The organism is Citrobacter sp. wls827, assembly GCF_005280875.1.
Classification (GTDB): domain Bacteria; phylum Pseudomonadota; class Gammaproteobacteria; order Enterobacterales; family Enterobacteriaceae; genus Citrobacter; species Citrobacter youngae.
This window is the reverse complement of record NZ_SZWR01000024.1, coordinates 112,301-125,925: the sequence shown is the minus strand read 5'-3', so window position 1 is coordinate 125,925 and position 13,625 is coordinate 112,301. Positions and strand designations below refer to the sequence as shown.

Here is a 13,625-nt window from a genome sequence, read left to right as displayed (position 1 = left end):
ACCGCCGGTAACGCGTTTGTGGCGGTGAATAATATTGGCGGAACCGGGGCACAAACTGTTGAAGGTATTGAGATTATCGAAGTGGCCGGTAATTCTGACGGCACTTTTGAGAAAGCGGGCCGTATTGTTGCCGGTGCGTACGACTATAACGTGGTGCAAAAGGGCAGCAACTGGTATCTGACCAGCTTTATTCCTGTTCCACCGGATCCGGAAGACCCGGACCCGGTCGATCCGCATGACCCTGATCCTGTTGACCCAGACCCGGTCGATCCAGACCCGGTAGATCCGATAATCCCTGAGCCGGAAATACCTGTCGCACCTCCGGTCACCGAGCAGCAATACCGCCCGGAAGCAGGTAGTTATCTGGCGAACAACTACGCCGCTAACACGCTGTTTATGACCCGACTGCACGATCGTCTGGGCGAAACGCAGTACATCGACATGCTGACGGGCGAGAAAAAAGTCACCAGTATGTGGATGCGTAACGTCGGGGCGCATACCCGCTTTAAAGACGGTAGCGGGCAGTTGAAAACCCAAAGCAACAGCTATGTGATGCAGTTAGGCGGCGATCTGGCGCAGTGGAGTAGCGACGGTCTCGACCGTTGGCACATCGGCGCAATGGCAGGTTACGCCAATAGCCAGAACCGCACGCAGTCCAGCCTGACCGGCTACCATTCACGTGGTCAGGTCACCGGTTACAGCGTAGGGCTGTACGGCACCTGGTATGCCAATGACGCCGACAAGACCGGCACCTACGTAGACACCTGGATGCTGTACAACTGGTTTGATAACAAGGTGATGGGCCAGGAGCAGGCGACAGAGAAATACAAATCCAGCGGGATAACAGCCTCTGTTGAAGCGGGTTACAGCTTCAAACTGGGTGAAAACGAGCGCAACAGCTACTGGCTGCAACCGAAAGCGCAGGTGGTATGGATGGACGTGCAGGCCGACAGCCACCGCGAAGCGAACGGTACCCGCGTGAAAGACAACACCGATGGTAACCTGATGACCCGTCTGGGGGTGAAAGCCTTTATCAACGGTCACAACGCCATCGACGACGGTAAATCTCGTGAGTTCCAGCCGTTTGTCGAAGCCAACTGGATCCACAATACGCAGACGACCCGCGTGAAGATGGATGATGTGAGCAACGACATGCGCGGCACCAAAAACATCGGCGAGCTGAAAGTCGGCGTAGAAGGGCAAATCACCCCGCGCCTCAACGTGTGGAGCAACGTGGCCCAACAGATCGGCGACAAAGGCTACAGCGATACCCGCGGTATGCTCGGCGTGAAATACAATTTCTGACGGGATTGTAAGTAACAGAAAAGCCGCTGATTAATAGGTCAGCGGCTTTATTTTTTGGGGAAGCGGTAGGTCGGATAAGCGTTAGCGCCATCCGGTAAATAAGCTGCGTACAGCGCTAGCTATTACTATTTTTGTTACAAGCAAGTTCTTTGCCCAAAGCAATCATGGCCAATTCAGAAGGACTGTATTTTGTTCGTTCTTTAGGATGGGTCTGGAGGTAATTACCAACAATATCAGCTTCCTGTCCAATGGTTATGCTTTCATTACAGATGATATTTTCTTTTGATAGTGTCCCCGCTACACCGGCAACAAAAGACATATACATCACTGCTGTCTGTTCATCCCGAACATTCAAATAATCAAAACCTTTCTCATACAACTGATAGCCGTGATAAAGCGAGTTGCCGTCGATATTCAATGTCGATTTTGCCAGTACAGGCGTTGAAAAACAGAGCAATAACAAGACAGGAATGGCAATTTTACTGATCATACGAGCACCAGCCGCCCTTATGGTGTGAGCCAGTACCGCCGTGCGGGTGTTCTCCTTTCGGGCATGCGAAAGCAGTGGATGATGCGGTGATAGTGACGAGAGCGATAACCATTGCCATGAATAAGTTTTTCATATGTATCCCAATAATTTAATTTATTAGAAACGAGGCTGTCCCTTCCTGATTAAAGAAAAAGGATGCCTGTGTATTTTTAGCGGGATTATAATATGGTGTTTATTGTGCTGTCATGTTTATCGTTTGGCATAGGCCATCAGGATAGTATTTTTATTATGATTTTTAGTGTAGTGATTGAATCATTTCTAATGCGTTTCTGATTCATGAATAATGAGTTGCTGCTTCAAATATCATAATTATTGATTATTGCCCGTAAGTTTATATTGCTTTTTTCATTTATCAGGCTCCATTAATTCATCAAAGAAATTATCGCCGTTAACAATATTATCAGAATGAATATCACATTGTGCACATTGAATCCTGGCTTTCAGTAACTGAATTTTTATTTCTTCGACTTTTTCATCGTCGTCAATCGAAAAGATGGTGTCTGGTTTTTCGTGGTGATTCATTTGTTTGGGTTCCCGTTACACTTTGGCTTCATTTTCCAGGAGAGTAGGCCGGATAAGCGCAAGCGCCATCCGGCACCAAGTGAACCTGTAAGTACTGCTTGCAGGTTCAGCTGTACTTCACTGGAGAGTCGCCAACGTGCTCTCAATTCTTTTTAACTTCTGATTTGCTTCTTGCAGCTCATCCTGCAGCCGTTGTTCCTGCTCGCCGTAGACCATCAGGACGATACAGCCGTTCATCACTTTTACGCTAATCTGTTGCCCGGTATCAAACCCCGCTTCGCGTAGCCACTTGCCGGAAAGAATAATTTTGGGTGTGGATTTGTCGAAAACATTCGGGCGATATCCCACAATTACCGAACGCTCGGTTCCGGATTGGTCGCTGTCTGGGGTAGAATGCGAATCAGCCATAATCAACTCCTTGATAGTTGGTGAGGTTAGCTCTCGTCGGGTACTGCGAATACCGGGCGAGGGCGTTTATAAGTCAGGTCGCCAGATGTAAAGGTACGTACCTGATTGGTGATATCTTGCGCTTGTAGGTACGTACATGTCAACGGCTAAACGCGACCCAAATCAGTCCAAATCCGGAAAAGCACCGACTTTCCAGATTCGCATTACACCGGAGCTAAAGGCGCAGTTCGAGGCTGCGGCAAAGGCTGAGGGGATGAGTTTGGGGAACTGGCTCAAAACCTTGGGGAGAAGAGAACTGGCAAAATTGGGTATTGAGCCACAGGATAAGTAGAGAATTGATTAATTTTCCTGTCTATTCGGAATATTTATGATTTCCATTTTTAATGCATCCTCCCCAGAAAAAATTGCAGCTAGGCCCTTCCTAATTTTTAACTGATCGTTTTCTATTGCTCCGTGAGCTACAGGAGAATATATGGCTGTTTGTAATTGCACTCGCTCAAAGTCATAGCCAATATCTTTTGCGATTTCTGATAATAGGTCTAAGAAAAGATTGTTACTTGTTTGGTTCCATATGGCACCTAAGGTATTATCGTTATCAGGGTAAGGTGTATTTAAATGTGCAAAATATAGCTTCCATGAGGATAATACATTACCTTCAGAAGCACTTCTTTTGGCTTTTCCTCTTTTAATTTTCCCGTAAAATGCTAAGTCGATCATGTTTAGTGCACGAACATGTTCACTTGACAGTCTGGCACTCTGAGATCTGGTAGCCATAAGCTGTTTGAATATGTCAATTTTTAATGATTTTTTCTGGGAATATCTTTCTATAAATTTTTGTGTCTGAATGGCTAATAATGGGCTAATTACAGTAGCAGCAATAGCCATGATTGTAAGAGCAGTGTTCATATTAGATTCTCGCTATGAAAACATTTGGGCGAGGATCATAAAGGAATTTGTGTGCTGAAAAGATATGGCAAATGACTGGGATAAGGTAAGAATTTTGGCGGAAGATCACAGGAGTCGAACCTGCCCGGGAACGCTGGCGTCCCCAACTGGATTTGAAGTCCAGCCACCTCACCGGAGATGACGATCTTCCGCGCCTCGATTGCTACATGGAGGCGGGGCGCATTATAGCTACTTCCAAACGTTTCCACACCCCCCCACTCACTTTTTTAACTTCCCTTTTGTCTTGCCATGATCGGTTTCATATAAATCCTCAATAAATCCGGTAGTTACATTTCATCACATTTTTCGACGCTACCCCGATCACAGAAAACAAGAATCGTAATTTGATAACGAGATATCGGAATACCCGCGCTCACAGGGATGGTTTACAAGAACTGTAACCGGTATCAGTGCGTGTGAAAGTGCTAACAAGGATGCGTAATGAAAAGTGAGATTTTGTCCGTTAAAGAGAAGATTGGCTACGGTATGGGCGATGCCGCCAGCCACATCATCTTTGATAACGTTATGTTATATATGATGTTCTTCTATACCGATATTTTTGGTATTCCGGCCGGATTTGTCGGCACCATGTTCCTGCTGGCCCGCGCGCTGGATGCCATCTCAGACCCTTGTATGGGGCTGCTTGCCGACCGCACCCGCTCGCGCTGGGGGAAATTCCGCCCGTGGGTGCTGTTTGGCGCACTGCCGTTTGGTCTGGTCTGTGTGCTCGCCTACAGCACGCCGGATCTCAGCCTGCATGGCAAAATGATTTATGCCGCAATCACCTACACCCTGCTGACCCTGCTCTACACCGTGGTGAATATTCCCTACTGCGCACTGGGCGGTGTCATCACCAATGACCCCACACAGCGTATCTCCCTGCAGTCCTGGCGCTTTGTGCTGGCGACGGCGGGCGGCATGCTCTCCACCGTGTTGATGATGCCGCTGGTGAATCTGATTGGCGGCGAGGATAAAGCGTTCGGCTTTCAGGGCGGGATTGCCGTGCTCTCGGTTGTGGCCTTCCTGATGCTGGCATTTTGCTTTTTCACCACCAAAGAACGCGTGGAAGCGCCGCCGAGCACCACCTCGATGCGTGAAGACCTGCGCGACATCTGGCAGAACGACCAATGGCGCATCGTCGGCATGCTGACCATCCTCAACATCCTGGCCGTCTGCGTTCGCGGCGGGGCGATGATGTATTACGTCACCTGGATTTTGGGTACCCCGGAAGTGTTTGTTGCCTTCCTTACCACCTATTGCGTCGGCAATCTTATCGGCTCTGCGCTGGCGAAGCCGCTCACCGACTGGAAATGCAAAGTCAGCGTCTTCTGGTGGACCAACGCCGCGCTGGCGGTTGTCAGTCTGGCGATGTTCTTTGTGCCAATGCACGCCAGCATCACCATGTTCGGCTTTATCTTTGTGATTGGCGTACTGCATCAGCTCGTGACGCCAATTCAGTGGGTCATGATGTCCGACACCGTTGATTACGGCGAGTGGTGCAACGGAAAGCGTCTGACGGGGATCAGCTTTGCGGGCACGCTGTTCGTACTCAAGCTGGGTCTGGCGCTTGGCGGGGCGATGATCGGCTGGATGCTGGCGAGCGGGGGATACGACGCCGCAGCGAAAACCCAGAACAGCGCCACTATTAGCATCATCATCGCGCTGTTCACCATTGTTCCGGCTATTTGCTACCTGCTGAGTGCCGTGATTGCCAAACGCTTCTATACCCTGAAAACCCCATATCTGACTGAAATCATGAGCCAACTGGCGCAGGGCGCGCGCCGCAATCAGCAGGATTTCACGACGAAAGAATTACAGAACTAAGGAACCGACAATGAAAATTAGCGATGGAAACTGGCTGATTCAGCCCGGTCTGAACGTGATTAACCCGATTCAGGTATTCGAGGTCGAACAGCAGGGCAATGAGATGATTGTTTACGTTGCGCCGCGCGATGTGCGCGAACGTACCTGGCAACTGGATACTCCACTCTTCACCCTGCGCTTTTTCTCACCGCAGGAAGGCGTGGTGGGTGTGCGTATGGAGCACTTCCAGGGGACGTTGGATACCGGTCCGCATTACCCGCTGAACGTGCTGCAGGACGTAAACGTCGAGATGCAGAACACCGCTGAATTTGCCGAACTGAAGAGCGGTAACTTGAGCGTGCGCGTGACTAAAGGTGAGTTCTGGTCGCTGGATTTCCTGCGTAACGGCGAACGTATTACCGGCAGCCAGCTGAAAAACAACGGCTACGTGCAGGATACCAACAGCGGGAAAAACTATATGTTTGAGCGCCTGGATCTCGGTGTCGGGGAAACGGTATACGGCCTGGGCGAACGCTTTACCGCGCTGGTGCGTAACGGGCAAACGGTGGAAACCTGGAACCGTGACGGCGGCACCAGCACCGAGCAATCTTACAAGAACATCCCGTTCTATATCACCAACCGCGGTTACGGTGTGCTGGTGAATCATCCGCAGTGCGTGTCATTTGAAATCGGCTCTGAAAAGGTGTCGAAAGTGCAGTTCAGCGTGGAAAGCGAGTATCTGGAATATTTCGTCATCGACGGCCCAACGCCGAAGGACGTGTTGAACCGTTATACCCAGTTCACTGGCCGTCCCGCGCTGCCGCCCGCCTGGTCGTTCGGCCTGTGGCTGACCACGTCGTTCACCACCAATTATGACGAAGCGACGGTCAACAGCTTTATCGACGGCATGGCCGAGCGCAATCTGCCGCTACACGTTTTTCACTTTGACTGCTTCTGGATGAAAGCCTTCCAGTGGTGTGACTTTGAGTGGGATCCGCTGACCTTCCCGGACCCGGAAGGCATGATCCGCCGCCTGAAAGAAAAAGGGCTGAAGGTCTGCGTGTGGATTAACCCGTATATTGGCCAGAAATCGCCAATATTCAAAGAGCTGAAAGAGAAAGGCTATCTGCTCAAGCGGCCGGATGGTTCCCTGTGGCAATGGGATAAATGGCAGCCGGGCCTGGCGATTTATGACTTCACTAATCCGCAGGCCTGTGAGTGGTATGCCAATAAGCTGAAAGGTCTGGTGGATATTGGCGTTGACTGCTTCAAAACCGACTTTGGCGAACGTATACCCACGGATGTGCAGTGGTTCGACGGTTCTGATCCACAGAAAATGCATAACCATTATGCGTACATCTACAACGAACTGGTGTGGAACGTGCTGAAAGAGACTGTCGGTGAAGAAGAGGCGGTGCTGTTTGCCCGTTCAGCTTCGGTCGGCGCGCAGCAGTTTCCGGTGCATTGGGGCGGCGATTGCTATGCCAACTATGAATCGATGGCCGAAAGCCTGCGCGGCGGGTTGTCCATTGGTCTGTCCGGCTTTGGCTTCTGGAGTCACGATATTGGCGGCTTTGAGAATACCGCCCCGGCGCACGTCTACAAGCGCTGGTGTGCGTTCGGGCTGCTCTCCAGCCATAGTCGTCTGCACGGTAGCAAATCCTACCGTGTACCGTGGGCGTACGATGACGAATCCTGCGATGTGGTGCGCTACTTCACAGAGCAGAAATGCCGCATGATGCCGTATCTGTATCGCGAAGCGGCGCGCGCCAATGAGCTAGGAACGCCGATGATGCGCGCAATGATGCTGGAGTTCCCGGACGATCCTGCATGTGATTACCTCGACCGCCAGTACATGCTGGGCGATAGCGTGATGGTGGCGCCGGTGTTTAGCGAGGCGGGTGATGTGCAGTTCTACCTGCCGGAAGGACGCTGGACGCATCTGTGGCGTAACGACGAGGTGTCTGGTAGCCGCTGGCATAAACAGCAGCATGACTTCCTGCGCCTGCCAGTCTACGTGCGTGAAAACACCCTGCTGGCGCTGGGCAGCAATAACCAGAGGCCGGACTACGCCTGGCATGAAGGAACTGCGTTCCAGCTGTTCCATCTGCAGGAGGGCCGGGAAGCGGTGTGTGAAGTGCCTGCGATGGACGGCTCGGTTATCTTCACGCTGAAGGCGACGCGTGTAGGTAATACCATCACTGTGAAAGGGAATGGTGAGGCACGTAACTGGACGCTGTGCCTGCGTAATATTCAGAAAATTGGCGGCATTAAATGCGGGTCGCATATGGGCAGCGAGCTGGGTGTAGTTATTACTCCACAGGGCAGTGAGCTGACGATTACCTTGTAAGCATGTGTCGACGTGGTGCCGGATGCGTTTTATCCGGCCCACGCTGCGAGCAGCATTCCAGATCTGAAAATCCAAAACATCCTGAATTAAATTTTTATCTCTGCATATTTGCGAGCGGTATCACTCAGATTCCCGCGAAAAATGTGATCTGCGCCGTAAATATCTCACTATTTCCTCTTTTTGTCTTATTTCTGTCCGGATTACTGGACACGATTTAGTATTGTTGGCGCATCGTAGTCCTCTTATATTTATCATCACGGATTACACGTGGAGCATAAATGCTTCTTTATAACCTAAATAATTCGAGTTGCAGGAAGGCGGTGACGCAGCGAATCCCCTGAGCGTACATAAGTACGTGACTGGGGTGAGCGAGGAAAGCCAACGCACATGCAGCTTGAAGTATGACGGGTATAGATATTTAATCTGGTATGTAATAAGGGTAAATAATGCAAATGATTACCTCGCGACAAAACAGATTATTAAAGTTTCTTCTGTCTAAGAAGGAATATGTCACGCTGCTGAAAATTGCCGAGTATTTATCTGTTTCAGAGAAAACTGTGCAGCGCGATTTGCGCTTACTGGAACCATGGTTATCAGAATGGAAAATAACCATCGATAAACGTGCTGGTGCTGGGGTGATATTAAGTTCCGATAATATTACCGACCTTTTATATATGGACCAGTTATTAGGATCGGAGGGTGATGATACTGACGGCATGATGAATAATTCACGGCGAGTCAAGATAGCCTCACAATTATTAAGCGAAACGCCGCATGAAACGTCGATCAGTAAATTATCCGAACGTTATTTCATTAGTAGCGCATCGATTGTTAACGATCTGAAAGTAATTGAATCCTGGATTACCCCACTGGGCCTGTCGTTGATTCGCAGTCAGAGCGGCACGCATATCGAAGGCAGCGAGAGCGGTGTACGCCAGGCGATGGCGTCGCTGATTAACGGCGTGATTAACCATAATGAGCCTGGTAACGTGGTTTATTCACGTCTTGACCCGGGCAGTTATAAAGCCTTAGTGCATTACTTTGGCGAAGAAGATGTTTTATTTGTCCAGACGTTATTGCAGGAAATGGAGAACGACCTGTGCTGGTCTTTGGGCGAGCCTTATTACGTCAATATCTTTACCCATATTTTGATCATGATGTACCGCATCACGCGGGGCAATGCGCTACCGAGAAAAGATGAAAATATCACCTCATGTGACGAGAATATTTTTTCCATTGCCAGCCGGATGATTCAACATATTGAAAAACGCATTGCCCACCCGCTACCGGAAGACGAAGTCTGGTTTATATATCAATACATTATCTCCTCCGGCGTGGTAATTGAAGAGCATAACGACGTGAGCGTGATTGGCCATATGCACTCCAGCGACGAAGCGCGTTTGATTACCCATCGGTTGATTGCCTCCTTTGCCGAGATGGTCGACAGCGATCTTAGCCAGGACACGGCGCTGTATGACGGATTGCTGATCCACATTAAGCCGCTGATTAACCGCCTGAACTACCAGATCCGCATTCGTAATCCGCTGCTGGAGGATATTAAAGGCGAGTTGCAGGACGTGTGGCGTCTGACCCAGTGCGCGGTGAATCGGGTGTTTAGCGGTTGGGGCGAGCGGTCCGTGTCGGAAGATGAGGTGGGATATTTAACCGTGCATTTTCAAGCCGCAATGGAGCGGCAGATAGCGCGTAAGCGCGTGCTGCTGGTCTGCTCAACCGGTATTGGCACCTCTCACTTACTCAAAAGCCGTATTCTGCGCGCCTTTCCGGACTGGACTATCGTCGGCGTGGTATCGGCAGGCAGCCTGCCCTCCGTACTGACGGACGATATTGAACTGGTGGTATCGACGATAAATTTACCTGCCGTTGCTATGCCGGTCGTGTATGTCACCGCCTTTTTCAATGATGCAGATATTAAGCGGGTAACAGAAACGGTTATTACGGAAAAATTACATCGGGCGACGTCGCTGGTCGTCGAAAATTAATGTCTGAACTCCATGAGGTATGATTGATGGACATCACGAAAATACTCAATACAAATCGCGTTATTTTGGACATGAAGGCCACAAACAAAACGGAGGCTATTGAGGAACTGACGGATATTCTGCAAAAAGATGGGGCAATTAGCTGTCGGGAAACGTTTATTCAGGATGTCTGGCAGCGTGAATCAGAAGGCTCGACCGGCTTCGAAAATCATATTGCGATCCCGCACGGGAAATCCTCGGCGGTGGTCAATACCACGCTGGCAATTGGGCGTACCCGCCAGGATATTCCCTGGGAAACCCTGGATGGTAGCAACGTGCGCTGCATCATTCTGTTTGCCGTACGTCTTGAAGATCAAAACACTACACATATTCGTCTGCTTTCGCAGGTTGCCGGCGCGTTGGCGGATGACGACATTATTGAACAACTGTTAGTCGAAAGCAGTCCACAGAAAATTATTGAGCTTTTTAGCCAATATGCTGAATCCAATGTCTGCTAAATAAAAAGTGGAGCATGTTATGAATATTGTTTGTGTTGCCGCCTGTACGGCGGGTATTGCGCACACCTATATTGCTCGTGAGAAGCTAATTAAAGGTGCTAAAGCGCTTGGTCATAATATAAGAGTTGAAACCCAGGGAACTATCGGCACGGAGAACGAACTGCTGACAGAGGATATTTCTGCAGCTGATGTCGTAATTCTTGCTGTCGATGTCAAAATAAGAGGGGAGGAACGATTTTCAAATAAACGCATTGTGCGAGTGAAAACCGAAATCGTCATAAAATCGCCCATTCAGTTTCTTGAAAAGGTCGAAAAATCATTAGTTAACACCAACTAGTAGCGATCCTCATTCTGGAGGGATTTCACATGAGTGAAAATAAAATTCCGCTATCTCAGGAAATAAAAAGACATTTATTAACGGGGATTTCGTGGATGATCCCGTTAATTGTCGCCGCCGGGATCTGTATTGCTCTCGGGCAAATACTTGGCGGGACTAACGTGGGTGAAAAAACAGGAACCATCCCCTGGATGCTCAACCAGATTGGCGGTTGGGGGATGGGCTTAATTGTGCCGCTGATTAGTGCGGCGATTGCGTACTCCATTGCCGACCGTCCTGGATTCGCGCCAGGTCTGATTGTCGGCTTTGTCTGCGGTGAAATCCATACCGGTTTTATCGGCGGGATGTTGGGCGGGTTCCTGGTCGGTTATACCGTACTGCTACTTAAGCGCTATATCCGTTTGCCACAGTCGATGCAGGGGCTGATGCCCATCATGGTGTTGCCGGTACTGAGTACCGTCATTGGCGGCCTGTTGATGATGACGCTGATTGGCAAGCCGATAGCCTGGCTGCAGGACGCGTTGATTCATCTGCTGGAGTCCATGCAGGGCGGATCCCGCTTTCTGATGGGCGCTATCCTCGGTGCGATGGCGACATTCGACTTCGGCGGACCGGTGAATAAAACCATGTCGCTGTTTGCTGACGGCATGCTGGTCAGCGGTGTGTACGGTCCGGAAGCGGTGAAGTTTGTTGGCTCGATGATCCCTCCGTTCGGCATTACGCTCTCTTTCCTGCTGACGCGTCACAAATACACCCGTGCGGAGCGCGAGGCGCTGAAAGCGGCATTCCCGATGGGGATCTGCATGATTACCGAAGGGGTCATTCCGATTGCAGCGCGTGACCTGTTGCGTGTGGTGGGCTCCTGCGTGGTGGCCTCGGCGATTGCGGGCGGCCTGATTATGGTGTGGGGTGTCGAAAGCCCGGTACCGCACGGCGGCATGTTTGTGGTCCCGCTCTTTACGCATCCGCTGCTGTTTTGCCTGGCGCTGGGGATCGGCACAGTGATTTGCGGCGTGATGCTGTCGTTGTGGAAGAAACCGGTGACCGAGCGTGACGAAGAGTTTGATGAACTCAGCGATCAAAAACTGAAAGACGAAGAGATCACCTTCACCCTGGAATAACCGGAGGCCGTATGTTTGCCGATATGAAAAGCATGGTGACGAAAGCCTGGCGCGAGCAGTACGCGCTGCTGGCCATCAACTGCATGAACCTGGAAAGCGCCCGCGCGGCGGTTCGGGTGGCAGAGAAACACCGTGCGCCCATCATTCTGAATCTGTATCAGGGGCATCTGGAGCATTTTCCGGCCCCGATAGCCGCTGCGGTCGTCAAAACGCTGGCAGAGGAAGCCTCGGTACCGGTCGCGCTGGCGCTGGATCATGGAAAGGATCCTGTACGCATTCGTCAGGCTTTTCGCGCCGGATTCAGCGGGTTAATGATCGACGCCTCCGCCTTTGCGCTGGAGGAGAACATTCGCCAGACCCGGGCAGTGGTCGAGCTCGCAGCCAGCGTTTCTCTGTGCGTGGAAGGTGAGCTGGGCCATCTGGCCGATGCTCCGCGCTATGACCATGCCGCTAACGCTGATTTGATGACTCAGGCCGCCGACGTGGAACCCTTTATCCAACAGACCGGGATCGATTTGCTGGCGGTGTCGGTGGGTACGGCGCACGGCATGTACGCGCCGGGTATCACACCTGCCATTGATTTCCAGCGGCTGGAGGAAATTGCCCGGTTATCAACGGTACCTCTGGCGCTGCATGGCGGCAGCGGGACGCCGTTTGATCAGCTACAGCGCTGTCCGATGTTTGGCGTCGCCAAGATAAACGTTGGCGCAGCGGTTTTCGAAGCCGGAAAGGCTGCGCTGCTGCATACCCTGTGTCGTGACACATCCGGTGAACTTGTTGATGCCCTCGCCCTGATGGAGCAGGCCTGCGAGGAAGCCATTATTCCGTACCTGCAGGCCAGCGGCGCTATCGGCAAAGCCTGATTCATTTTCTGTAACGCCTTCTATGCCTCTGCGATGACGCACTGGCAGGGCTTTCTACACCCTGAAACTGGAGAATTAACATGTTAGTTTCGATGAAAGAATTACTGCAACCTACCCGTCAGCACGGTTTTGCCATCGGCGCATTCAACGTGGCGGACAGCTGCTTTGTACGTGCAGTTGTGGAAGAAGCGGAAGTGACCAACACCCCGGCGATTATCTCCATTCACCCCAGCGAACATGATTTTGTCGGCGATGCGTTTTTTAGCTACGTCCGTGATATCACGATGCGTAGCCCAGTGCCGTTTACTCTGCATCTGGACCACGGCGCTTCGGTTGAGCATGTTCTGCGGGCGATTCAGTGTGGGTTTACCTCGGTGATGATTGATGGCTCGCTGCTGCCGTATGAAGAGAACGTGGCGCTGACCCGCGAAGTGGTCAAGCTGGCGCATGCGGTAGGTGTTTCTGTGGAAGGGGAGTTGGGTACGATTGGTCAGACCGGGACGTCAGTGGAAGGCGGCGTGTCGAAGGTTACTTATACCGATCCTGCTCAGGCAGAGGATTTTATCGCCCGAACCGGTGCAGACACGCTGGCGGTGGCGATTGGAACCGCGCACGGGATCTACCCGAAAGGAATGCAGCCAGAGCTGCAAATGAACATCCTGCGCGACATCGCCGGGCGTGTGGATATTCCGCTGGTGCTGCACGGTGGTTCCGCGAACCCGGATGCGGAAATTGCCGAATCCGTGACGCTGGGTGTTGGCAAAATCAACATTTCCAGCGATATGAAATACGCCTACTTCCAGAAAGTCCGCGAAATCCTGGCGAAAGAAACCTGGTGGGACCCGAACGTAATCTACCCAGAAGCCATTAGCGCCGCGCGGGACGTGATCCGCCACAAAATGAAATTGTTCGGTTCAACCGGCA

At 51.2% G+C, this 13,625-nt stretch carries 14 protein-coding genes and 1 tRNA gene; 10 read left to right on the top strand and 5 right to left on the bottom strand.

Features of this window, described 5'->3' with window-relative positions:
- On the top strand, positions 1 to 1,305 hold a 1,305-nt coding region (locus FDX03_RS23745; RefSeq protein WP_249357137.1), incomplete at its 5' end, for an autotransporter outer membrane beta-barrel domain-containing protein.
- Between the two features lie 115 nt (positions 1,306 to 1,420).
- On the opposite strand, the gene FDX03_RS21005 is transcribed toward FDX03_RS23745, so the two are convergent.
- The 3 genes from FDX03_RS21005 to FDX03_RS20995 all read right to left on the bottom strand — a co-directional run bounded on the left by FDX03_RS21005 (position 1,421) and on the right by FDX03_RS20995 (position 2,785).
- Positions 1,421 to 1,795, bottom strand: coding sequence for a Rap1a/Tai family immunity protein (locus FDX03_RS21005; RefSeq protein WP_016151201.1), 375 nt, complete (start codon positions 1,793 to 1,795; stop codon positions 1,421 to 1,423).
- A gap of 405 nt (positions 1,796 to 2,200) precedes the next feature.
- Entirely contained in the window at positions 2,201 to 2,377 is a 177-nt protein-coding gene (locus FDX03_RS21000) for a prevent-host-death protein (protein WP_137346532.1), read from the bottom strand.
- A 117-nt stretch (positions 2,378 to 2,494) separates the two neighbouring features.
- Positions 2,495 to 2,785 (bottom strand): SymE family type I addiction module toxin, encoded by a 291-nt coding sequence (locus FDX03_RS20995; RefSeq protein ID WP_048241887.1) that lies wholly within the window; start codon positions 2,783 to 2,785, stop codon positions 2,495 to 2,497.
- Between the two features lie 136 nt (positions 2,786 to 2,921).
- Between FDX03_RS20995 and FDX03_RS20990 the strand changes: the two genes are divergently transcribed.
- Positions 2,922 to 3,116, top strand: a complete 195-nt coding sequence (locus tag FDX03_RS20990; protein ID WP_124021901.1) for a toxin-antitoxin system HicB family antitoxin — start codon at positions 2,922 to 2,924, stop codon at positions 3,114 to 3,116.
- Between the two features lie 8 nt (positions 3,117 to 3,124).
- Here the strand turns inward: FDX03_RS20990 and FDX03_RS20985 are convergent, their stop codons facing one another.
- Positions 3,125 to 3,691 (bottom strand): DUF6680 family protein, encoded by a 567-nt coding sequence (locus FDX03_RS20985; RefSeq protein ID WP_137346531.1) that lies wholly within the window; start codon positions 3,689 to 3,691, stop codon positions 3,125 to 3,127.
- Between the two features lie 95 nt (positions 3,692 to 3,786).
- Positions 3,787 to 3,881 (bottom strand) — tRNA-Sec (locus FDX03_RS20980).
- 290 nt (positions 3,882 to 4,171) lie between these two features.
- Here FDX03_RS20980 and FDX03_RS20975 point away from each other — a divergent pair.
- From FDX03_RS20975 to FDX03_RS20940, 8 genes are all read left to right on the top strand, one after another.
- Positions 4,172 to 5,554 (top strand): glycoside-pentoside-hexuronide family transporter, encoded by a 1,383-nt coding sequence (locus FDX03_RS20975; RefSeq protein ID WP_137346530.1) that lies wholly within the window; start codon positions 4,172 to 4,174, stop codon positions 5,552 to 5,554.
- A gap of 10 nt (positions 5,555 to 5,564) precedes the next feature.
- Positions 5,565 to 7,883, top strand: a complete 2,319-nt coding sequence (gene yicI, locus FDX03_RS20970) for an alpha-xylosidase (RefSeq protein ID WP_137346529.1) — start codon at positions 5,565 to 5,567, stop codon at positions 7,881 to 7,883.
- A 446-nt stretch (positions 7,884 to 8,329) separates the two neighbouring features.
- Complete coding sequence (locus tag FDX03_RS20965; RefSeq protein ID WP_137346528.1) at positions 8,330 to 9,883, top strand: PRD domain-containing protein; 1,554 nt, start codon at positions 8,330 to 8,332, stop codon at positions 9,881 to 9,883.
- A 26-nt stretch (positions 9,884 to 9,909) separates the two neighbouring features.
- Complete coding sequence (locus FDX03_RS20960; protein WP_003024008.1) at positions 9,910 to 10,380, top strand: fructose PTS transporter subunit IIA; 471 nt, start codon at positions 9,910 to 9,912, stop codon at positions 10,378 to 10,380.
- Between the two features lie 19 nt (positions 10,381 to 10,399).
- Entirely contained in the window at positions 10,400 to 10,717 is a 318-nt protein-coding gene (locus FDX03_RS20955; RefSeq protein WP_115601287.1) for a fructose PTS transporter subunit IIB, read from the top strand.
- A 29-nt stretch (positions 10,718 to 10,746) separates the two neighbouring features.
- Positions 10,747 to 11,838 (top strand): PTS fructose transporter subunit IIC, encoded by a 1,092-nt coding sequence (locus tag FDX03_RS20950; RefSeq protein ID WP_003837581.1) that lies wholly within the window; start codon positions 10,747 to 10,749, stop codon positions 11,836 to 11,838.
- An 11-nt stretch (positions 11,839 to 11,849) separates the two neighbouring features.
- Positions 11,850 to 12,701, top strand: a complete 852-nt coding sequence (locus FDX03_RS20945; protein WP_137346527.1) for a class II fructose-bisphosphate aldolase — start codon at positions 11,850 to 11,852, stop codon at positions 12,699 to 12,701.
- An 80-nt stretch (positions 12,702 to 12,781) separates the two neighbouring features.
- Positions 12,782 to 13,625, top strand: an 844-nt coding sequence (locus tag FDX03_RS20940) for a ketose-bisphosphate aldolase (protein WP_137346541.1), incomplete at its 3' end; no start/stop codon positions are given.